The sequence below is a fragment of the Paenibacillus sp. sgz302164 genome (genome assembly GCF_056120505.1).
Window position 1 is genome coordinate 69,744 of the sequence record NZ_JBVYOL010000017.1, and the last position, 22,412, is coordinate 92,155.

Genomic DNA, 22,412 nt, shown 5'->3' on the forward strand with positions numbered 1-22,412 from the left:
TGGAGGGCGCGTTATGCGGGTGTTTCAAGGCAGAAAGGGTGGTGTAAAAGGAAAGGCGGCGATCCTGCTTTTATTCGCGCTGATTTTGCCCCAACTTCCTTTTTATCCGAACATTGCTTCTGCTTCGTCTGTCCCTGTGAATCCGTCTGCCTCGGCGGAGGCGAAGGCCGTTTTGCAGATTTTATATGACATTTCGGGCAAAAATATTATAGGCGGCCAGCACGATTACCTGGAAAGTCCGGACGAATTAAACGATAAATCGCAAAAATTGACGGGAGCGTACGCCGGAATCCACGGTTACGAGTTCGGCGCGATTATGAACCAATCCAAGACGGCGGTTGCTTCGCAAAGGCTGAATGTCGTGAAGAGCGCGATCGATTGGCATGAAGCCGGAGGTCTCGTAACCTTAACTTATCATCAGAGCATTCCCGGCAAATGCCGCTGCTGGTCCAACGTATCGACGGAAATGAGCCAGTCCGATTTCGACCGGTACGTCACTCCGGGAACGCCGGAATACGATAAGCTGATTGCCGATCTCGACGATGTGGCGGTGTACCTGCAAAAGCTGAAGGATGCCGGGGTCCCCGTATTGTGGCGCCCGTACCATGAGATGAACGGTGGCTGGTTCTGGTGGGGCAAAAAAAATAATTACCCCGCCCTTTGGGATACCATGTATGACCGGTTCGTCAATGTGCACAAGCTGGACAACCTGCTCTGGGTGTGGAGTCCGAACGCGCCCAACGCTTATGCCGATCCTTACCGGCTGACGTATCCGGGCGCCGACAAGGTCGATGTGCTGGCCGTCGATATCTACGACAACGATTACCGGCAGGACTATTACGACGACATCGTCGATCTGGCGGACGGCAAACCGGTGGCAATCGGGGAAAACGGCGAAGTGCCGGATCACGCAGTTCTTGAAAAGCAGCCCAAATGGGCGTACATGATGATTTGGGGCAAAATGCTGACGGATAACAATTCCTATCAGGGGCTGCAATCTTTTTACAAAAATTCGAAATCGCTGTCGAGGGGCGCCGTGCCTTCTTATTTTCAAATGGCCGACAGGCCGCCGGCTGCCATGCACGGTCTGCGGGCCGAATATTTCGACGATAAAAACTTGACCTTGCTCAAAGAGGTGCGAACAGACCCCAAAATCGACTTTAACTGGCATAAGTCCGCTCCGGTGCCGTCCGTTCGTGCCGATAAATTTTCCGTCAGGTGGACGGGCAAGCTGAAGCCGAAATATTCGGAGACCTATACGATTTCCACGGTCAGCGACGACGGAATCCGGGTGTGGATCGACGGGACTTTGGTGATAGACAGTTGGAACAATCAGAGCTGGGTGGAACGAACGGGAAAGATAGCGCTAACCGCCGGGCAGCTTGTGGATATTAAAGTGGAATATTATGATCATACGGAAGGGGCTGCGGCCAAGCTCATGTGGGCCAGTTCCTCCCAAGCGAAAGAAATCATTCCCGAAGGCGTCCTCTTCCTCCCTTGATGAATTCGCAAAAGCTAAGACTGGAAAGAGAGGACATCATGAAAAGAAGAGCGTTTCAGTTTATTGCCCTGTCGGCCGTCTTGCTTTGCATCATCATCTTGTCTTCCGCTTCGTATTATTGGAGCGTGGCGGCGAAGACGGCGAATCCTTCCGCTCAGGCTCAGGCTTCATTGGCACTCATGGGCGACAGCCGGCTTTTGTGGATGCTTGGCAGTCCGGACGATTCCTTTGTTGAGTTCGCCAATTACGACGCCGGCATCCGAAGGTACTCGGCCTCGGCAGCCCCGGCTAACGGCGCGAATTGGAAAAAGGTGCCCAAAGGCCTCAACAAATCTGTGAATCCCGATTTCAGCATCGACTATTCCTTGGACACGGTTCCGGAATACGGCGTTCAGCTCCAGGTCAAGGTGCTGGGTGCCTACAAGTCCGTTCCGCAGATGGCTGTATTTTCCAACGGCATGCTGTCGGGCATCGTGCAAATCGCCGGCGTCGGCGGGACGACAAGCAAGTATGCTTACAAAAAGACGTACGATCTTTACATCCCGAAGGAAATGCTGCGGCAGGGCGACAATGAATTGAAGCTTGAGGCGATCGGCTGCATGTACTGTTCGCCGGCGGAAAACCAGTACCTGTGGTGGAACTGGGATTACATTGCGCTGACAGCTTTGCCGGCGCCGGCGGAGGAGCCGATTCACGGCAATTACATCGCGTCCGGTACGAGCGTCAACAATATGTCCTTCTATTACGACGAAGGCGCCGTCCGCCACCTTCCGTACGTGCTGAAATGGCTCGGCATCGCCTATAGCGGCAACATTATGCGGACCGGCTGCGCCACGGATGTCAAGAATGCCTGCTCGTCCATCAAGGAATATTACGAGACTTTGCGGGACTATAACACGCAAGCCGTCTCCTTTCACCTGCACACAGGCAACATCAAGCTGAAAGCGGACGGCACCCTGCCGGACGATGCCGAAGCGAAGCTGGCCGATTATTTGAAAAACTACGGTTCGCTCTTTCAATATTATGAAGTGGACAACGAGCCCGGCTTGTTCAACAGGTCCAAGGCGGTCAATCTGGCGATTGCCAAATGGCTGGGCGAGCATATTCCCATTTTGGCGCCTCATATGAAGACGGTAGCTCCCGGATGGGCATACGCCCCGGAGTATGAGGAGAAAGCGTGCAAAAACCAAGCGCCCGGCCAGACTGCCCGCTGCGGCGATCCGGACGGTTGGGAAAGCGATCCGGCCCAGCGCAAGGAGCTGGAGCGGGTGACGGATTTGACCAACGGGCACGCTTACGGCTCATCCTACGTGGATAACGATGGCGGGAGCTTCGTGGAAAATTTGGAGACGTTCGGAGGAGCGGAGGACGGCTTGCCGAAAATGATGCTGAACACCGAGTACGGGACGTCGGACAGCCACACCGACGACAAGCAGTACGGGGCCGTTCAGCCGAAAGCGGCCGCTTTCGACCGCATCATGCGCGCCCATATCGGCTATGCGGACATGTTCACGCAGCATGCGGCTTTTTATCCGTCGTATTCGCTGTTCGAAACGGGCTTTGATCTGAACGGCCATAATCCGTCCGAGACGCGAATCCACAGCAACCCGCCGGAGCAGGATTCCCGCGCAGCCGTCATGCGCAGGCTCAATCTGGCCTATGCGACCCATGGCCGGCCGCTGGCCTACGAGGTCACGAACAAGAGCGGCTTGACGGGCAAGCTGGTATATGTTCGCGCTGTGGATACCTCATCGTTGAAGCCGCTGCCCGGATCGCAGGGGACATCGGACAAAATATTGCTGAACTTCGTCAATTTTGAGAAAACCGCGCAAACGATAGAGGTCAAAGTGACGATGCCGGAAGCGGCGGAATTTGAAGGGGAACGGTTCGGAGCGGGCGACACGTATGAGGAAGCCCGGACGTACGTATCGGGGCTGCAAGCCGCCCCCGAACTGCAGCTGAAGGAAACGCTCGCGCCGGGCGAAGCGGTGCAGTATATTTTGACGCGTTCCGCAAAAGTGAAGCCCAAGGCCTCGGCCTGGCTGGATGCGGCGCCTTTGCAGCAGCATGCGATCGAGCTGGACTGGCAGGAATCGGAAGGAGCGCGGGGCTACGATGTATGGCGCAGCTCCGTTCCGGGCGGCAGCTACACGATGATCGCCGAAAATATACAAAAAACGCATTATTTCGACAATGACACGCAGCCTGAAACGGCTTATTCTTATCAAATACAGGTGACGGGGACTAAACGGGGTTCTCCGGTCACGCAGGCGACCGCCACCGATTATGCGTCTTTGGACCGTAAGGATTGGGCGGTTTCCAGCAGTTCCGGGAAGCCGGAGCGCGCGATTGATGACAATCCCAACAGCCGCTGGGATACGGGCACTGCGCAGACGGAAGGGCAGTACTACCAGGTCGATATGAAAAAAACGGCGGAGATCAACCGGATCGTGCTCCGGACGGAAGGCTCGCCGAACGATTTCTCGAAAGGGTACGAGGTCTACCTGTCGGACGACGGCTCCGCATGGGGAAGCCCGGCCGCGACGGGGCGCGGGGCTACGGTGACGGACATCCGCTTCGCGCCGCGGCGGGCCAGATACGTGAAAATCGTGCAAACCGCGAGAAGCGGCAGCTATTGGTCCATTCATGAGCTTTACGTTTACGGGATCGGAGAGGGTCCGGGTACACCGGGCTGATACGGCTTCAGCCGCTTGCGGCTCCGCTGCTCTTCCAGCAGCCGGGCCATCCGCAGCTGCATGTTTCGGGATTGCGGCGTGGCCAGGGAAGGATGAGCGAGATTGCGCACTTCGAGCGGGTCCTCGGTCAAGTTGTAGAGCTCATACTCTTCCGGCACAGGCTCGGTTTTGACCGTCACGGCGCAAGAGGCGCAGGCCGACCACTGCGGAGGCCCGCCGGCATACCCGCCCGGAGGCGGCACGCTGACGGTGACATCCCGGACTCCGGGCTCGCTCCAAAACTGCTCGTTGTCGAAGTAGCGGGAATACTTCCACAGTTCTTTGACGTTATTTCGCCGTACGGTGGCGATAACGGTTTCGATGTGGTTCGGTTGGACAACGGCGGGATAGGGCACTCCGAGCAGGCTGACCTGGTGCTGGCCGCGCAGAAGGTCGTCCTCGGTCATGAAATAGATCGGATCGTCCAGCGGATCGGTCTCGTCCTGTTCCAGAAGCAGCCGCGAAAGATCGCGTCCTGCCAGGGGGTGAACCTGGCTGAACTTGCTTTGCAGCCGGCTCTCGATCGCCGCGATATCGGCGCCCGCCAAGCCCAGCATGGTGGGCAGAAGATCGAGGTGGCTGGTCAGCGATCGAAAGGCTCGGCGCTGCGGGAACAGCTTTTGATGGTGAATGAGACAGGGGACGTGCAGCATCTCTTCGTAAGCGCAGTACATCTTTTGGTGCAAATGGTTGTGAGCCCCCAGCAGATCGCCGTGATCGGACGTAAAAATGACGATAGTGTTTTCATAGAAAGGCGAGTTCACGAGCGCATCGAAAACTTTGCCCATCTGTTCATCGGCATTTTTTTGCAGCTGGTAGTATAGCTTGCGGTAAAATGGCTCGTCGATGATGGGCTGCAGCGCCAGGGGATACAGATCCCGGTAGCTCGCCTGGCATCGCGGTTTCGTGTCCAGAGGTTCGTCCAGAGTCGGCGGCGGATCGACCGAAGGCATGGGATCCACGGCGAACCGGAAAAAAGGCAGCCGCTCCGTGACCGAGCCGTACAGCGTAATATCGTGCGGATTCACGAACGATGCGACGAGGAGCCACGGCTCGGCGCTGCTGCCGGCGCTTTGTTCGCGGCCGAGCGCCTCGATAAGCTGCGCCGCCTCGGCGGCGTAGACGACGTCTCTACCGCTGACGCCGAATGCCGCCGACGAGGCGGAGTTTCGCGGGTCGGCGCCGTGCGGCTCGGGGCCGATCCAACTGGAAAAGCCGAAGCTTTCCAGGGGATCGGCCTGCAGGTACAAATCTTCCTCCGCCCGATCGGGCACCCCGGTCAAGGGATGATAGCTCGGAACGCTGCGGTGCGTGCCCGGAATCCCGATATCTTCAAAGGAGATATGCCACTTTCCTTTATAATACGTCCGGTATCCCGCCTCGCGGAAATAATTTCCCATCGTCGGCACCGTATTTCTACCCAGCCAAAACATATCGGAATCGAAGGATCTCTTGGCCAATCCATTGGTCTGGCTGACGCCGTGGAGCGACGGATATTGACCCGTAAACAAGGTGGCGCGGCTCGGACAGCAGGCGGTGCTGCCGATATAATGCCGATGGAACTCCAGACTGTTCGCGCGTAACCGCTCCTGCGTCGTAAGATTTTGCCTGCGCCATTCGCGGATTTCCGCATTTTCGTATACGGGAGGATAACGCTCCTCATCAACGAGCAGGACGAGAAAATTAGGCTGTTCCGGCTTGCGTGAAGGCTCCCCGTTCCTAACCATGGCATACACATCCTAAGCGTTTTTTACCTAGATTATGCCGGGGAGCTTCAAAAGAGTATTCATGCGTTCTTTTCCCTGTATTGACCCGGAGTAATGCCCTCCTGCTTGCGGAACGAGCGGATAAAGTTTTGCGGATTGTTGTACCTGAGCCTGGATGAAATATCCTTAATCGGTATATCTGTCTCGGCCAGCCATTTCTTCGCCATATTAAATCTGTAGGCGGATAAATATTCGCTGAACGAATGGTTCGTTTCTTTGCGGAAAATACTGCTTAAATAATTAGCGTTGTAATGCAGCTGCGAAGCGCACTCCTCCAGCGTCAAATCCGTGTCGTAGCAGCGCTGCACCAGATCGATGATTTTCTCCGAAATGTTGTGGTACTGCGCATCCTGCCGGTCGCGGAAAATTTTGATCATCGGATATACGACCTGCGTCCAGAACCAGTCTTCGATTTCAGCCGCGATTTGCAGCTCCAGCAATTCCTCGAATAAAGAGCCGTTTCCGGGGTGAATCTGATTCAGGCTGATGCCGGATTCCTGCATGACGATCAGCAGATTGTTCAGGAAGCGGGCCAGCGGAACCTGGTACTCCTGCGGGGACAGCTGCGCCGAAAGCACGGACTGCAGCAGCTGCTTCAGCAGTTCCTTCGATTTATCCTTCTCCGCCACTTTGATGGCGTCCTTCAGTTCCTGTTCGATATGCTTCGGATAGTTCAGATTCAAATAATGCTTGCCCGAGTTAATATTCTCATATTGAATAATGATGCCTTCGCCCAGCTTGATCCGGTGCTTCAACGCTTCCAGCCCTTCCCGGTAGGCGATCGACATGTTCGTAAACGACGACGTCGGTAGGCTCATGCCGATGCTGACCTGCAAGTTCAGGTAGCTGAATATTTTTTGCTGCAAATTTTCCGTCAAGGCGTACAAAGTGTTGCGGAAAGCCGCCGGATCGCTGTCCGGACTGCCGATCAGTGTGACGACGGTATGGTCGATAATGACTGGCGCGAACCGCTGCTCGGTTCCGATCAGTTCCTCGATAATGTTGTGCACCGCGAACAGCAGCAGATCCACGTCCTGCTTTTCGTACCTGGTATTGTCGATCGAGTCGATCTGCACCGTAATGGCGGCCATCGTTCTCCATTCGGCCATTTGGGCGCCGTAGCCGAACTGCTGCAGCTTTTCCAGCAGCTCGTTATGTTTGATGTTGCCTTGGAACGCTTTGATCAGGAAAAACGTGCGCACCTGCTGGATATGCTGGCGCACTTCGTTTTCCAACTGGGATTTGGACTGGAACAAATCGCGGACCTGCTCGCCGATCATCTGGAACTCGTTGGCTTTGCGCTGCTGGTTCACGGTTACGAGCTCTCCGATCTGCTTGAGCAGCAGTTGAATCGGCGAGTACATCCGGCGGGAGCCCAGCCATGCCAGCAGCATGGAGACGAGCAGCATGATCACGCACACATAGATCGTATAGGTGCCGATTTTATCGGATTCCTTGGTCAGGCTGTCGATGGACGTCACCGACAAGTACGCCCAGCCGTTCAGATTGGAGCGCAAATATGTCACCGCGTACGACTTTTGATTCATCTGCGTGGTGAATTGGCCGCGGGGCTCCGATGGGAGCTCAATATTTTTAAGTCCCGTTTCGGCGACCGGCTTGCCGATGAACTCGGGGTTCGGGTGCATCAGAATCCGGTTGTGCTCATCGATGATCATAATATCGTCATACTGCGGCGTATCGCTGCTTAGCAAATCCTGCAGACTGCACGCCGGTATGTTGGCCAGCGCTATCCCGAACTGCTCGAACCCGGTGGTCGGCAGCTTTTTGACCAGGCTGATATGGTAATCGCAAGCGACGCTTCTGGCATTTTCCTCCGTGTAAAACCATGCGGACGGATTCAGCACCCAGGAGCTGTTCTCGGACCCGTTCATCAGTGCGGCCAACTGGTCGTGGTATGGGTATTCGTTGAACTTGTACAGCCCGGAGTTTTTGACCATCCAGTTGTAGCGTCCGTTAATAAGGACAACGTCTTCCAGCTTCGTATCGAAAGACTGCATGTAGCGAATCTCGCTGCGCAAGTCGTCGTACATTTTGAAATCGTTTACAGTCAGTGGAATATCCAACGCTTTTTTTAGCACGGTAGAATTAATCACTTGATTCAAAGTATGGTTGACAGTCGTTAATTTCTGCTCTACATTTGAATTAATTTGCATGATTAACTGCATTTTACCTTCGTTTACATTTTTTTGGATCTCTTTGGAAGAAGTCACAAACGAGAAAGCACCGATGAAAATGACCGGAAGCGTGCTCAACAAGAACCCGAAAATCGTCATTTTGCTCAAAAAACTTAAAGAACGCACAGCATCCAACACCTTATCATGGAGGTTACGAAGCATCTAACATGTCTATTGTAGTAAACGCTTTAGTTCAGGACAATAATCATCTGGACGGCGGATAATCATTTTATTAGATTATGACGATAAATCGAAGTATCAGCAAGGGGGAATTCGTATGAAGCAGGGTCCGGTGCAAAAAAACAAGAGAATTGCCGGCCTAATATTTATGGTGCTGGCCATCCTGTGGCTAAGCGCCTGCGGGAATGACAACACGGCAAAATCCGGGTCAGCGGCCGATGGCCGTCCGGCGATTTCCATCATGGCTCCTTTACATTTTCCACACCCTCCGAATCAGGAGCTCGTGCAGGAAATCGAACGAATGACCGGCACGAAGCTCGAAATGAACTGGGTTCCCGATGGCATTTACACGGACAAAGTGAACACCGCGCTAACGACCAACACGCTGAAAAAAGCGACTTTTATCAAATATTCGGACTACATCATCCTGAAAAATTCGATCCGCTCCGGCTCGTTCTGGGAGATCGGACCTTATTTGAGCCAATACCCGAATCTGAAGCAGCTCAGCCGGGACATTCTCGGTCAGGCGGCGGTCGACGACAAAATATACGGCTTGTACACGGAGCGTCCCTCGTCCCGCCAGGGAATCATTATCCGCGAGGACTGGCTGAACAACCTCGGCTTGTCCAAACCGACGAACCTGGATGAGCTGTACAACGTATTGAAGCAGTTTACGTACGGGAATCCCGACGGGAACGGAAAGCAGGATACGATTGGATTAACCGACCGGAACGATCTGGTGTTCGGCGCGTTCAAGACGCTGAGCTCCTATTTCGGCACGCCGAACGGCTGGAGCATAGCGGACAATCGGCTTGTTCCGGATTTCGAATCGCCCGCCTACATGGATACGATGGATTTTATGAAAAAGCTGTACACCGAGAAGCTGATCAATCCGGATTTTGCCGTAACCAGCAAGGAAGTGCAGCGGGACAAGCTGATCCGCGGCATCGCAGGCGTATATATCGGCAGCATGCAGGACGTGCAGCGGCTGACCGATGAAAGCAGAGCGATCAACCCGAAAGCGAAGTACACGCTCGTGAATCGCATCGAAGGGCCCGCCGGCTTGAGAGTATGGTCCATTCCGAACTACAACGGCTTGTATTTATTTTCAAAAAAAGCGATAAAAACCGAAGAAGAATTGAAGCAAGTACTCGCATTCTTCGACCGGACGATGGACAAGGATGTCGCCAACCTGCTGCGTTACGGCATCGAAGGGAAACATTACACCAAAGTGGGCGATCAGGTTCGACTCTTGGAGGAAACGTCACAGTTGCGCGTGGACGAGGTGAACTCGCTTTATACGCTGATGATCGCGGATTTGAGCAATCCGAAGGTCATGCACATCGCCGAACAGGAGTCTTTAACCCAACTTGCGGATCAATTGAGCGCGGATAATGAGAAATTCATTGTTAAAGATCCGACGGTTAATCTGGAATCCAAGACGTATGACGAGAGGGGATTGGAGCTTTACAAAATTATTTCCGACGCGACCTTCAACTATATACTGGGTAACTTGAGTAAGGAAGAGTTCAGTCAAGAAATCGCCCGCTGGAAGCAAAACGGAGGGAATCAGATCATAGAGGAATACAGCAAAGCGTATTTTCTAAAAAAAGCAAAGTAGCGTCGCTCGTGGGCAATCGTTCTACGTAGCACCCAGGCTATAAAATCGTTCATCCCGGGCGGCCGGGAATAGAACGCTGACATACAACAAGCCAAGGTTCGGCACCTTGGCTTGTTTGGGTTTTTGTAAGTGGAGTTTTGTGGTGAATTATGGAATTTGATTCACGTCGATGATCTGGTGTTATGACTGCGGCCACTTGTCGTTGGTTAATTTTGACATACTAGTACCGCAATTTGTCACTCTTTTTGATTTGTTTTGCCAGACGATACTCCGTTACGATCCGATTTCTTTTTGTTTGTTGACTCCAACCTTGTTGTTGCCTACTATCAATAGATAAACAACTAAAACAGAAATAATAAGCAGGAAGGAACCCCCTAAATAAAAGGATGCATTCACACCTAGATTTTGCGAGAACATGCCAAACACAACCGGACTAAGTAGTTGTCCTACCCTATTCACTGTTTGGCTAATACCTATCGTAATTGATCGTTCCTCTGGATCTGCACTATCGGCAACGACAGAGTTGCTAAGTGGAATCGCTATTCCCATCGCTAATCCTATGATAATAGAATTAATAAGCTGTAGTACAAAATTGTTGCAAATTGGAATGATAGCTATTGAAACAGCTAGTACTACAGAACAAAGTACTAAGGCCCCTGAGCGTCCTCGAGCTACTTTTATAACGAGTTCTAATATGGATCTGCTCGCAATCGCCGCTAGTGATCGAGCCGCCATAATAAAGCCAACAGCAGTCAATGTATAACCAATGTCCTTTAGATAAACGGGTAAGAATAAAAATCTAGCACCGTGAGCAAATAAAACACCGCAGCCTACTAACATTCCGATTGAAATTTTCCAATTTAGAGATTTTTTTAGATCTTGTAAACGGAATGCAGGCTTTGAAGCATTAGTTTTAGAAATATTACCTATGTCAGTTAAATAAAATGCTAAGAATGATAAGCCAACCAAAATAACACTTAAAAACAACCAGACCATACCATAACTTTTAAAATCAACTAATAAACCTCCCAGAATGGGGCCAATCAACGAACCAATAGATGCATAAACCATAAACCAACTATAATTTTTATCCATATTATTGTTAAGATTACTGCTTAAATTGGCTACTTGAGTCTGAAGGCCCACGGTAAAAAAGATTTCGGCAATTTTTAATATAGATAACATAATGACTAGTTGAATAATGGAGGGGAACAAAAAGAGCATAAAACATGAACAAGCGCTTATCAAACTTGCAACAAATAATGGTAACCGAAGTCCCCATTTCTTTGTAGCGATGCCAGCGGGTACAGCCGCCAACAATGGAGCTAAACTAGCGATTGTCATAATAATACCAACGGAATTGTAGTTTCCCCCCCATTCTTTAATAAGTATAGGGACAAAAGATGGATACATGTTTGTACACATAAAAAAGATGGCTACGATGCTCAGTACGATTGCTAATTCACGGTTTTTTATCAATTTCAAGGGGCAACTCCTTTACTACTGCGTTATAGATACTGGATTTCCAAGGACATCAAATAAATCGGAATTACATTCCATTTGGTTTAAATACTCATCTTTCGAAATAAATACATTATGCCAAACTAAAAAACCAATTATTGTAAATATCCTGCAAGATAGTACAGATGCCTTGTAATAATCCCCTGTTTCATGTCCACTTTCAATGCTATATTCAAATCCTTGCAGTAATTTATTAATTGATGTCAAATTAAAAAATTCCTTGGTTGTTTCTGACTTAAGTATTAAATCAAAAATTTTGTGCCGGGTTTCTTTATCTTCCAAAAATATATAGGAGTAGGGAGAGGTAGACTCCGTAGCTTTGACAAGCTCTTGACAAACCTCAAGAGGTAAAGTTTCTTTTGATATTTTAACGTGCAAATTTTTAAATATGAGATCCTCTTCACTCAAATGTCTGTCAATAAAGTCTATATATTTGTTACTAAGAAAAGGAAGTCTTGAAACGATACCATATTGCTTATGAACTAGTCTTTTTGTTAGAAAATAGTTTGTAAAAACTGTAGAATAATTTTCTAAACTTAATTTCATAGAAGGATAGTTATGACTGCTATTTAATAACCAAGATGCTTCTATGTCAGTGAAAAATTTGTAAGTAAAAATTCTATCAATTTCTCCAAGGCGCAATCTTCCATATTTAGGATAATCATAGATTGTTTTTGGTTCAACTAACTTCTCAACCATCTCATAGTATAATTTTTTATCATACACTTGATCGTTAGCATCCCCTCCTATCACGATATCGATATGATTATCATTAATGACATCAGCTAAACAAGCTTGAAAAATTAGACCGGGTTCTGATATTGGTTCTCCGAGGGCAAACATCATCTTGGGTAATCTATGTATATCTTCTGCTTTTACTGTATAGTCGTACAGACTTAGCTTATACCCCTTCTGTCTATAAATATCTACAATTCTGCGAATATTGTTAATCTCTGATTTTACACTTGTTGAACCGTAGGAAAACAGTTTGAGATCTAAATCTGGTTTGTGTTTTAACATTCGTGATAATAGGAAGTTTGAGTCGTATCCACCACTAAACATGACAGCAATTTGTTTGTTTCCTAGTTCTTCCATCCTAGAATGTAATGCATCATCAAATGTTTGTATTAGACCTGCTTCTTTATCCTCTCTAGAGTATTCTCCTTTTACATACGGATTTGGCAATAATGATAATTGATTTGAATTATAATCATATTCTAGAATCATTTCTGTTGGAATCTTGTATACATCTTGAAATAGGGTTTCGTTCCCGGGTACAAATGCGTAGTGTAAGTAAGTAGGCAACGCGTCTTTATTTACTTTTGGTTTTATTTTTGCCTTTCTAAGTAAAAGTCTTACATCACTTGATAAGAAAAGAGTATTGTTTTCACTGTAGTAATACATATGATTTAATGATGTATGTCGATCTTGAATGATGAACACTTTTAGCAATTTATTATCAAAAATCGATATAGTAAAAAAACCATCCAATTGATTAAAACCTTTCACACCAAATTTCAAATAGATTTCAGCAATCACATCCAAATCATCCTCATATTGATTTTCAGATTTAAAATCCATTAGATTATGTATTTCCCCAACTATTGAAATTACAACATGGTTATAAAGCTTAACTGATTTATTTTGCTTTTCGTTTAGAGAAATTCTATGCGCCTCTAATTGAATTTTTGTGCTTGAGTAAGTATGAGATGTTAATTCTTCTTTTGCGTCATTTGCTGCAGAATTAAGATCAAAATATTGCTGATCTCTGTTTACCATTAAATACAAATAGTTTAAATTCATAATTCTCTCACTCCATTTTATGATATTTTTACTTGTAATATTTTGCCTTTTTCAAGAATACATAATTGTTTATAGTTACGTAAATAATCATTTGCTCATATTTGGTACGGGTATAATAATTTTCTAATATTTGGTATTTGTTATTTGTATGTATGCAAAGAGAGAAGGAAAAACCTATCGTCAGATTCATACGGATTTCCATACAACCTTTTTTTCGAGACCACCCTCAAAAAAAGGGCGACATTTCTAATAATGGCTTCCAAGGAATATAACTCTTGTTGGCGAATATATACACCGGAGGCTATTCCTTTCGTCTTGGTTAAAGTGAATAACAATGTAATTGGGGTGCGATAAATGGGAAAGATAATTTGTTTTGTATCAGAAGAATTTGCTGATTTTGAGATTACACTTGCATTACATAAAATTAAGAATGTTGGAAAAAAAGAAGTCTTTGCAATGGGATACAACTATGATCCTGTAGTTAGTGAATCCGGTCTGTATTATAAACCTAATCTGACAGTTTATGCAGCTATGGAACTGGATGATATTGAGGGACTCATTATCCCTGGCGGACCAATTCGAGACCAGCAAAAAGAACTAACAGTACTCATAAATAAACTTGATCAAGAAAAGAAGATGATAGCTGCAATATGTCATGGTCCACAATATTTGGGAAGAGCAGGAATTTTAAATAGAAGGAAATTCACCACTTCTTGCTCAATAGAAAGAATCAATACATTAGGCGTAGAAGATCCATTTCCACGCGAGAATTTCCTTGATAAGCGTGTAGTAAGAGACGGACATGTAATTACTGCAAATGGTCGTGCATTTGTTGATTTTTCTTTTGAAATTTTTGATTTCCTGGATATTTATCAAGGTAAGGATGAGGAAAGCGAACAATTGTTTAAAGATATAATGGACAGATAAATTATGATTATCAAGCTTTCAACGGGAAGGCCAGCTTATTAACGGCTGTTATGAGTAATTTTTAATCACCCAAGTGGATGTATTTGTTTGTCATCCGCAGGGTGATTTTTTTGCATGCGCCCGTAGGGTCCCCGGTGTGTCATCTTCCGCGGCAATAATCATTATCTCACATCCTTGTTATGCAAGGCCGAAATGGTGAAATGATTGTTTCGGTAATCTATACAGGTGTGTAGTGTAGGAGGTGTAGCAGCACAAAACCATTAATTGTGGAGGTCTGACAAATATGAAGAGAAAACTGGTCTCGATTCCCCTGAGCGTTCTGCTCGTTTCCAGCGTCCTGCTGGCCGCTTGCTCAGACGGGGGCAAAACGGCGACTCCCGCATCGACTGCAAGTGGGGACACTCCTAAAACAACTGACAATAAGCCGACGGCAATCACGATTATGGCTCCGCTCAACATTCCGGAAACACCGCCGGACGTAGTGATTAAGGAGCTGGAGAAGCTGACGAACACGAAGTTAACGTTCCAATTTTTCCCTGCCGATACCTATGAAGAGAAGCTGAACACGACTTTTGCGACAGGCGGCCTGCCTCAGGTGACTTATCTGAAAAACCAGGCCACGTTCATCCAAATGAAGTCGGCGATTCGCGACGGCCAATTTTGGGAAATCGGGCCTTACCTGAAGGACTTCCCGAATCTCGGCAAATTGAAATCAACGACCAATGACAACACGAAAGTTGACGGCAAGCTGTATACGCTTTACCGCGGCGTAGATATCGCCCGCCAAGGCATTATCTACCGGAAAGATTGGGCCGACAAGCTCGGACTCAAGCCGCCGGCGAATCTCGATGAGCTGTACGCGATGATGAAGGCGTTCACCGAGGGAGACCCTGACGGCAACAGCAAGAAGGATACGATCGGTCTGGCGGACCGCAACGATTTGATCTACGGCTCCTTCAAAACCGTAGCGACCTGGTTCGGCGTTCCGAACAACTGGGGGCTTAAAGACGGCAAGCTGCAGCCGGAGTTCATGTTTCCAGAATATGTAACCGCGATGGATTTTTATAAAAAGCTGCGCGACGAAGGCATTATCAATAAAGATTTTGCCGCGACAAGCAAAACGGATCAGCAAAAGCTGTTCACCAAAGGCACGGCGGGCATGTATATCGGGGCTATGACAGAAGTTACGTCTCTGAACAAAGATTTGATCAAAAACGTTCCTACGGCTGTCGTGGATGTGCAAAGCATGGTTGCCGGCCCTGAAGGCAGATTCTCGTCGTGGGCCCTAAATGGCTACAACAACGTGGCTTTGTTCCCGAAATCGGCGATCAAAACGGAAGCGGAACTGAAGAAAATCTTGGCATTCTTTGACAAAATGATGACCCCTGAAGTAGCCAACCTGATGTACTGGGGCGTTAAAGACGCTCACTACAGCGTAATCGATAACAAGGCGAAGAAACTGGATGACGAAAAATGGACGCGTGAAGTCAAAGTTTTCTCTGATATGGCCATTGGCGACGAGGATACGACCGGCAGATATTTGGGCATACCGACCATACCTGCCCAAGGCAAGGCGGATGAGCTGAAATTCGCCAATCTGAAGTACGCCGTGCAGGATCCGGCCGCTGCGCTGGACTCCAAAACGTACATCGAGAAAGGCGTGCAGCTTCAAGACGTAATCAAAGACGCAACCTACAAATACATTTACGGCAACCTCGACAAGGCGGGATTCGATAAAGCTGTAGAGGATTGGAAAAACCGCGGAGGCAGCAAAATTATCGAAGAATATAATGCCGCGGGCAAAAAATAACTGATGGGTACGGAGTAACACAGGTTGAAAAAGAGAAGAGGCTGTTGCACGAACAGCAGCCTCTTTAATTTTATCTAATCTACCGGAGAGGAAGAAATGCTATGCAGGAAGCACACATTCAGCCAAAGGTGGTGCCGACAACCCGAAGCAGCGAGCTCGGCAGACGCCTTTGGAAAAATAAATTGATCTATATCATGCTGCTGCCGGGAATTCTGTATTTTCTAATATTCAAATATATCCCCATGTACGGGCTGATCATTTCGTTTCAAAATTACAAACCGTTTAAAGGAATCAGCGGAAGCGAATGGGTCGGTTTCGAACATTTTCGCCGCTTGTTTACGGAACCCGATTTTTGGACGATTCTCAGCAATACGTTAATTCTGTTCGGCATGAATCTTTTGTTTTATTTTCCGATTCCGATCATTTTGGCGCTGATGTTAAACGAAGTCAGAGCGGAACTGTTTAAGAAAACTTTTCAGACGATTGTTTATTTGCCTCACTTCATGTCCTGGGTCATTATCGTCTCGATCACCTTCGTCATGCTGACGATGGACGGCGGGATTGTCAACGAGCTGCTTGAGTATTTCGGATTTACGGAAATCAATTTCCTCTTGAGCCCCGATTGGTTCAGGCCGATCTATACGCTTCAAGTCATTTGGAGAGAAGCGGGTTGGGGAACGATTATTTATTTGGCCGCGATCGCTTCCATCGATCCCCAGCTTTATGAGGCTGCGCGGATGGACGGCGCCGGGCGCATCAGACAAATGTGGCACATTACATTGCCGGCGGTTCGCAGTGTGATCATCGTATTGTTAATTTTGAAAATCGGTCATGTTCTCGACCTCGGTTTCGAGCACGTCTACCTGCTTCTCAACTCCATGAACCGGGAAGTTGCCGAGATCATCGACACTTATGTATATACGGCAGGCTTAAAGCAAGGGCAGTACAGCTACAGCGCCGCAATCGGATTTTTCAAATCGTTTATCGGACTGATTCTTGTCATGCTGGTCAACAGGATTTCCAAGAAGATAGGCGAAGAGGGCGTATATTGAGGAGGACTGGACAATGATTGATGACAGAACGATAGCCGGCAGAATGTTTAACATCATCAATTATGCATTATTAACGATTATCGGTTTAGTTACCGTGCTGCCGTTCGTGCATGTCGTAGCGGGTTCGTTCACGACAAGCGCGGAAATGGCCGCCAAGAAGTTTGTGCTTTTCCCTACGGATTGGAGCTTGGACGCTTACCGGTTTATTTTCTCGACGAATACGATTTTTAAAGCGATGGGCGTATCGATCGGAACTACTCTTTTCGGAACGATATTCAGTATGTTTGTGACGATTTTGATGGCATACGGTCTGGCGCGTAAAGATTTGGACGGAAGAAAGACGGTCAACTTCCTTGTCGTATTTACGATGCTGTTTAACGGCGGATTGATTCCGACCTTCCTGGTCGTCAAAGAGCTGGGCTTGATCGACACTTACTCGGCGTTGGTTCTGCCTACCGCGATCAGCGCGTTCAACTTGATTATTTTGAAAAACTTCTTCCAAAACGTGCCGGAAGGGCTGGAAGAATCGGCCAAAATCGACGGCTGCAACGATTTCGGCATTTTGTTCCGCATTGTGCTGCCATTATCGATGCCGGCGATCGCGACCATCTCTTTATTTTACGCAGTGACTCATTGGAACACATATATCAATGCGATCTTTTATATTAACGACAGCAAGCTGTGGCCGATTCAGGTGCTGCTCAGACAAATTGTCGTTCTGGCCAGCGGAATGGACTCCAGCTCTGCCTTCGACAATACGACTCCGCCGCCGGCGCAATCGGTCAAAATGGCCGTTATCGTCGTTGCGACGCTGCCGATCCTGCTGGTGTACCCGTTCCTGCAAAAGCATTTCGCCAAAGGAGCGATGCTGGGCTCGATCAAGGGATAGGAAAAGAGGGTCTTGCACATGCACATGCAGACACACGAAGAGAATTTACGCGCTGCGCTTGCCGAAATGGACGGTTTGTTCAGCCGGTTTTTCGACTGGCTGGCCGGGCAGTACGATGCGCGCAGCGGCGGATTTTTCTACGCCCGCAGCTCGCGGGAGATCGCCGGCCTTACGCCGGACATCGAATCGACGGCTCAGGCGCTGAACATTTTGGAGCGCTGCGGCCTGTTGGAATCGATGCCGCCCGCGGTGAAGGAGCGGTTGGTCCGCTTTTTCCAAAACAAGCAGGACCCGGACACAGGCTGCTTTTACGATGCGAATTCGCATATGCGCGAAGACGAGGTGATGGTAGCCCGGGCGATTGGCTACAGTCTTAACGCCCTGCGCAAGCTCGGGGGCGAGCCGCTTTACGCTTTGCCTTATCAGGCGCGGCAGGCGCCCGGCTACATGAGCTCGCCGGAAGCTTATCTCCGCTGGCTGCGCTCCGTGGAATTAAGCAACAGCTGGCGCGGCTGCGACCGCTTGTCAACTTCCGCGGTGTATGTGCGGCAAGTCGAGCCGTCGGAGCGCCGGGCGGAGTTTGCGCATACGGCGTTCCGGTTTTTTGCGGAAATTCAGGATCCGGACACTGGGCTTTGGGGCCGGGGAACGCAGTATGAGGGAATTTCCGGCACTTTCAAGCTGCATACCTTTTATGACAGCTTCGGTGTGCCCATGCCCGCAGAGCGGCGGATTTACAGCAGCATACTCCGCTGCCTGCGGACGGAGGAGGCCAGCGATATGTGCTACATTCGCAACCCGATCCACCTGCTTTCCTATATGAAGCCGGACATCCCGCCGGAGGAGCTGCGCGAGATCGTCCGCATCACGCTGGCGAACATGAGCAGGCTGCTCCGCGCGGACGGCGGATTTTCCCGCGAGCTGGCTCACTCGCCTTCGGCGCCGAATGTGGCGCAGATCAAGCGCGGGGAGTATTACCCGGACATGCCGAGGCCGGTTCATATCGGGCGCGGGCTAGTCGAGGGCGATATGAATGCGGGAACGCAGGCGCTGCTGATCCGGTCCGTGTGCTATCATCTGGCCGGCCTGCAGGAGCCGGGGTGGAGTTTTTCCGCCGATTCATTTTACAAACCAATACTGTGATAACACTGGCAAGCTAGAGAGGGAAGGGAGAAATCAGAATGACTGTTATTGCAAAAAAGACACCGATCGAGTGGGCGAAGGCTGCCTGCGATTCCGTTATGAGCCAGTATACCCCGATGGAGCTTCCGCCCGCCGGGCGCTGGCACTACCATCAGGGCGTATTTTTGTGCGGAGTGGAATTGCTGTCGGAGCAGGTGAAGGAGGAACGCTACGCCGACTATATCCAGGGATATGTGGACGGTCTTGTGGACGAATACGGCAATCTGTACTTTGCCCGCGACGAATTGGACGCGATTCAGGCCGGGCTGCTGCTGTTCCGTCTGGAACAGCGGACGGGCCGCAGCAAATACCGGATAGCCGCCGACAAGCTGAGAAGCTTGTTTCATACGCTGAACCTGACTTCCGAAGGCGGCTTCTGGCATAAGGACAAATACCCGTATCAAATGTGGCTGGACGGCTTGTATATGGGTGGCGTTTTCGCCTTGAAATACGCCAACGCCTACGGGGATCACAGCCTGCGGGCGACGGTGCTGCATCAGGAGAAGCTGATGCGCAAATACATGAAAGACGATCGTACGGGCCTCCTCTACCACGCGTGGGACGAGAGCCGGAGAATGCCGTGGGCCAACCTGGAGACGGGCTGTTCGCCGGAGTTTTGGGGCAGGTCGCTGGGCTGGTACGGTCTGGCGCTGGCGCAGTTTTTGGATGAGCTGCCGGCAGGCGAAGCGGGCCGTGACGAACTGGCCGCCGCTTTGGGGGATTTTGTGCGCGCGCTGATTCGCTACCAGGACCAAGAAAGCGGTCTGTGGTACCAAATCGTGGACAAAGGACACATGCCCGACAATTGGCTGGAGACATCCTGCACCAACTTGTTTGTGTACACGATCGCCAAAGCGATTAAGCACGGCGTTGTCGGAGACGAGTGCCTGGATGCGGCCCGAAGGGGATATGAGGGACTTATCCGCACGCTGCAGTTCGACAAGCAGGAGTGCCTGATTTTGCCGCACATCTGTATCGGAACTTCCGCCGGAGATTACGAAAATTATGTGACCCGGCCGACGAGCGAGAACGACCTGCACGGCATAGGCACATTCGTCATGGCTTGCGTGGAGATGCAATCGTTAACCGCAAATGAACACTAGAGGTGCAGCCAAATGTCGATATATAGCATTACACGGTTCGGCGCCGTTCCCGACGGAGTCACCGATAACAGTCAGGCGATCGCCGAGGCTATCGAAACTTGCGCGATCAACGGAGGCGGGACCGTCTACATTCCCGCAGGGACGTATGTCACAGGCAGAATCGCGCTGCGCAGCCGCATGACGCTGGAGCTGGAAGCGGGAGCCGTGCTGTTGTTCCGCACTGATTTTGACGACTATCCGCCTGTTCCGACCCGGTGGTCCGGCTATGAATGTTACGGCTACTCGCCGCTCATCTATGGCAGCGGCCTGTCCCATGTGACGATCAAGGGCAGAGGGATCATCGACGGACAGGGAGCCCCGTGGTGGCAGGCGAATCGGGCCCTGCGCCGGGGCGAAACCGTGGAAAGCGCGCGGACGAAGGAAATCGCCGGCTTGAACGAGGCGCTGCTCCGCTCGGTCAAGAGCAATATCGTGGAGTGGGAGTCGCAATTTCTCCGCCCGCCCTTGCTGCAGCTGATCGATTGCGAGCATGTGAGCATCGAAGGCGTTACACTGCAAAATTCGCCGTTCTGGAACACGCATCTGGTCTACTGCAAAAACGTGCATATTCACGGCGTGAATATTAAAAATCCGAGCGACACGCCGAACGGCGACGGCTTGGACATCGATTCGTGCTCGAATGTGCGGATCTCCGACTGCTTCTTCGACGTGGGGGACGACTGCCTCTGCATCAAGTCGGGCATCGACGAAGACGGACGCCGTGTCGGCAAGCCTTCGGAGAACATCGCGGTGACGAACTGCACGATGCTCAGAGGGCACGGCGGGGTCGTGCTCGGCAGTGAAATGGCCGGCGGCATTCGCAACGTCGTCATTTCGAACTGCATCTTCATCGGTACGGATCGCGGCATCCGCATGAAAACGAACCGCGCCCGCGGAGGGTACATCCGAAACATTCAGGTTAGCAATGTGTATATGGAGGATGTATTTTGCCCGCTGACGGTCAATTCGTTCTACCGGCACGGCGTGGATGAAAGCAATCCGTTGATCGGCAGTCCGCTTCCCGTCGCCGTCACCGACAGCACGCCCGTGATCGAGCACATCCGGATCAGCGACGTGACCGCCAAACGGTGCAGAGCTTCCGCCGGATTTATTTACGGATTGCCGGAGATGCCGATCCGGGACGTGCAGCTGCATCATGTGCTGATCGAAATGACGACCGATCCGCTGGAGCAGGGCGACGAGCCGGATATGGTGCGGGAACCGATCGTCATGGCCGGAGACGGCATGCTGTGCAAGCACGTGGAGGGCATGGAGCTCCACCACGTCCGCATCGAGACGCGGCAAGGTCCGGCGCTGCGCGCGGAAGACGTGCGCGACTTCGAAGCGCATGAGCTGTCCATGAAGCGCAGGCACAAAGATACGCCGGTCGTGGCGCTGACCCGCTCGGCGGAGGTGTTTATTGCCGGCAGGCATACGGCTGACGGCAGCTATTTGCAAACCGACGCGGGCAGCGCGCGCGTGGGGGGATGACGTACCAGGGGAGCTCGGTTCCCCTGGTTTTTTTCGGATAAGTCGGGCTTAGGCCCGACTATTTCTCGATGAGCATCGGCGGCTCCGGGTAGTACGATATTCACCCGAGTCCCCACCGTAGCAAAAGCTGTTTCTGCACAACGTCGTCCAAAGAAGGTGCGACCGTTTATGAAGCGGCCCGGCAGCCCGCAGTGGCTTCACTCTGCAAGGCCTCCACCCCGCAAAACCTGCAAAAGTCAGGCTGTTGAAAAACCCCCGTGTCAGCGGCGATAACCACAATCTGCTTGGCTGCACGAAGAAAACCTGCAAAAATACATGAATTTGCGTCCTTGATCGCTGGCCACGAAAAATTCCTGCAATTGTGCAGGCTTTTCAGCGGGGATATGGGCTCAGGTTCACTTTCAGCGCAAATTCCTGCACTTTCGCAGGCTTTTCGCCAAAAAAAGCCAATTTCAGAGAAAAAAACTGCACTTTCGCAGGTTTTCTCCCTGACACGATGCATCCTGCCCATTTTGTTCAGTTCCGCGACCTCGCAAGGAGAGGTACGCGCCCAGAAAAAGCGGCTATCCCTCAAATTAGGGTAATGGGTATGCATAA

15 protein-coding genes are annotated in these 22,412 nt (G+C 50.3%); 10 read left to right on the plus strand and 5 right to left on the minus strand.

Translation table 11 applies throughout. From position 1 onward, the window contains the following. Window positions 1–13 precede the first annotated feature (13 nt). Window positions 14–1,501: a glycosyl hydrolase gene (locus AC0LWT_RS25910; protein ID WP_474684173.1), complete on the plus strand. Its 1,488-nt coding sequence runs from the start codon at window positions 14–16 to the stop codon at window positions 1,499–1,501. 38 nt (window positions 1,502–1,539) lie between these two features. Beyond that, complete coding sequence (locus tag AC0LWT_RS25915; RefSeq protein ID WP_474684174.1) at window positions 1,540–4,197, plus strand: discoidin domain-containing protein; 2,658 nt, start codon at window positions 1,540–1,542, stop codon at window positions 4,195–4,197. Here AC0LWT_RS25915 and AC0LWT_RS25920 read toward each other — a convergent pair. Beyond that, on the minus strand, window positions 4,161–5,963 hold the full coding sequence (locus tag AC0LWT_RS25920) for a sulfatase family protein (protein ID WP_474684175.1): 1,803 nt from the start codon (window positions 5,961–5,963) through the stop codon (window positions 4,161–4,163). The genes AC0LWT_RS25915 and AC0LWT_RS25920 overlap by 37 nt on opposite strands. Window positions 5,964–6,022: 59 nt before the next feature. Further along, window positions 6,023–8,323 (minus strand): AraC family transcriptional regulator, encoded by a 2,301-nt coding sequence (locus AC0LWT_RS25925; protein ID WP_474684176.1) that lies wholly within the window; start codon window positions 8,321–8,323, stop codon window positions 6,023–6,025. Between the two features lie 151 nt (window positions 8,324–8,474). On the opposite strand from AC0LWT_RS25925, the gene AC0LWT_RS25930 reads away from it, so the two are divergent. Further along, window positions 8,475–9,998, plus strand: coding sequence for an extracellular solute-binding protein (locus tag AC0LWT_RS25930; protein ID WP_474684177.1), 1,524 nt, complete (start codon window positions 8,475–8,477; stop codon window positions 9,996–9,998). 273 nt (window positions 9,999–10,271) lie between these two features. Here AC0LWT_RS25930 and AC0LWT_RS25935 read toward each other — a convergent pair whose 3' ends face one another. Then, window positions 10,272–11,483 (minus strand): MFS transporter, encoded by a 1,212-nt coding sequence (locus AC0LWT_RS25935; RefSeq protein WP_474684178.1) that lies wholly within the window; start codon window positions 11,481–11,483, stop codon window positions 10,272–10,274. Window positions 11,484–11,498: 15 nt separating this feature from the next. Then, window positions 11,499–13,322 carry an asparagine synthase-related protein gene (locus AC0LWT_RS25940; protein WP_474684179.1) on the minus strand — a complete coding sequence of 608 codons (1,824 nt, stop codon included), beginning with the start codon at window positions 13,320–13,322 and terminating at the stop codon, window positions 11,499–11,501. A gap of 354 nt (window positions 13,323–13,676) precedes the next feature. Between AC0LWT_RS25940 and AC0LWT_RS25945 the strand changes: the two genes are divergently transcribed. The 7 genes from AC0LWT_RS25945 to AC0LWT_RS25975 all read left to right on the plus strand — a co-directional run bounded on the left by AC0LWT_RS25945 (window position 13,677) and on the right by AC0LWT_RS25975 (window position 21,815). Then, window positions 13,677–14,249 carry a DJ-1/PfpI family protein gene (locus AC0LWT_RS25945; protein ID WP_474684180.1) on the plus strand — a complete coding sequence of 191 codons (573 nt, stop codon included), beginning with the start codon at window positions 13,677–13,679 and terminating at the stop codon, window positions 14,247–14,249. A gap of 283 nt (window positions 14,250–14,532) precedes the next feature. Further along, on the plus strand, window positions 14,533–16,059 hold the full coding sequence (locus tag AC0LWT_RS25950) for an extracellular solute-binding protein (RefSeq protein WP_474684181.1): 1,527 nt from the start codon (window positions 14,533–14,535) through the stop codon (window positions 16,057–16,059). 101 nt (window positions 16,060–16,160) lie between these two features. Continuing rightward, window positions 16,161–17,111 (plus strand): ABC transporter permease, encoded by a 951-nt coding sequence (locus AC0LWT_RS25955; protein ID WP_474684182.1) that lies wholly within the window; start codon window positions 16,161–16,163, stop codon window positions 17,109–17,111. A gap of 13 nt (window positions 17,112–17,124) precedes the next feature. Then, complete coding sequence (locus tag AC0LWT_RS25960) at window positions 17,125–18,000, plus strand: carbohydrate ABC transporter permease (RefSeq protein WP_474684183.1); 876 nt, start codon at window positions 17,125–17,127, stop codon at window positions 17,998–18,000. 24 nt (window positions 18,001–18,024) lie between these two features. After that, on the plus strand, window positions 18,025–19,143 hold the full coding sequence (locus AC0LWT_RS25965) for a prenyltransferase/squalene oxidase repeat-containing protein (protein WP_474684260.1): 1,119 nt from the start codon (window positions 18,025–18,027) through the stop codon (window positions 19,141–19,143). Between the two features lie 38 nt (window positions 19,144–19,181). Then, complete coding sequence (locus AC0LWT_RS25970; RefSeq protein ID WP_474684184.1) at window positions 19,182–20,285, plus strand: glycoside hydrolase family 88/105 protein; 1,104 nt, start codon at window positions 19,182–19,184, stop codon at window positions 20,283–20,285. Between the two features lie 12 nt (window positions 20,286–20,297). Next, window positions 20,298–21,815 (plus strand): glycoside hydrolase family 28 protein, encoded by a 1,518-nt coding sequence (locus AC0LWT_RS25975; protein ID WP_474684185.1) that lies wholly within the window; start codon window positions 20,298–20,300, stop codon window positions 21,813–21,815. A 166-nt stretch (window positions 21,816–21,981) separates the two neighbouring features. On the opposite strand, the gene AC0LWT_RS25980 is transcribed toward AC0LWT_RS25975, so the two are convergent. Next, entirely contained in the window at window positions 21,982–22,410 is a 429-nt protein-coding gene (locus tag AC0LWT_RS25980) for a hypothetical protein (RefSeq protein WP_474684186.1), read from the minus strand. Window positions 22,411–22,412: the final 2 nt, after the last annotated feature.

Bases quoted from the DNA above. Each gene is read 5' to 3' on its own strand.
- AC0LWT_RS25965 (WP_474684260.1), top strand. From the start codon at position 18,025: ATGCAGACACACGAAGAGAATTTACGCGCTGCGCTTGCCGAAATGGAC.
- AC0LWT_RS25910 (WP_474684173.1), top strand. From the start codon at position 14: ATGCGGGTGTTTCAAGGCAGAAAGGGTGGTGTAAAAGGAAAGGCGGCG.
- AC0LWT_RS25980 (WP_474684186.1), bottom strand. From the start codon at position 22,410: ATGCATACCCATTACCCTAATTTGAGGGATAGCCGCTTTTTCTGGGCG.
- AC0LWT_RS25970 (WP_474684184.1), top strand. From the start codon at position 19,182: ATGACTGTTATTGCAAAAAAGACACCGATCGAGTGGGCGAAGGCTGCC.
- AC0LWT_RS25960 (WP_474684183.1), top strand. From the start codon at position 17,125: ATGATTGATGACAGAACGATAGCCGGCAGAATGTTTAACATCATCAAT.
- AC0LWT_RS25945 (WP_474684180.1), top strand. From the start codon at position 13,677: ATGGGAAAGATAATTTGTTTTGTATCAGAAGAATTTGCTGATTTTGAG.
- AC0LWT_RS25940 (WP_474684179.1), bottom strand. From the start codon at position 13,322: ATGAATTTAAACTATTTGTATTTAATGGTAAACAGAGATCAGCAATAT.
- AC0LWT_RS25950 (WP_474684181.1), top strand. From the start codon at position 14,533: ATGAAGAGAAAACTGGTCTCGATTCCCCTGAGCGTTCTGCTCGTTTCC.
- AC0LWT_RS25920 (WP_474684175.1), bottom strand. From the start codon at position 5,963: ATGGTTAGGAACGGGGAGCCTTCACGCAAGCCGGAACAGCCTAATTTT.
- AC0LWT_RS25915 (WP_474684174.1), top strand. From the start codon at position 1,540: ATGAAAAGAAGAGCGTTTCAGTTTATTGCCCTGTCGGCCGTCTTGCTT.
- AC0LWT_RS25955 (WP_474684182.1), top strand. From the start codon at position 16,161: ATGCAGGAAGCACACATTCAGCCAAAGGTGGTGCCGACAACCCGAAGC.
- AC0LWT_RS25930 (WP_474684177.1), top strand. From the start codon at position 8,475: ATGAAGCAGGGTCCGGTGCAAAAAAACAAGAGAATTGCCGGCCTAATA.
- AC0LWT_RS25975 (WP_474684185.1), top strand. From the start codon at position 20,298: ATGTCGATATATAGCATTACACGGTTCGGCGCCGTTCCCGACGGAGTC.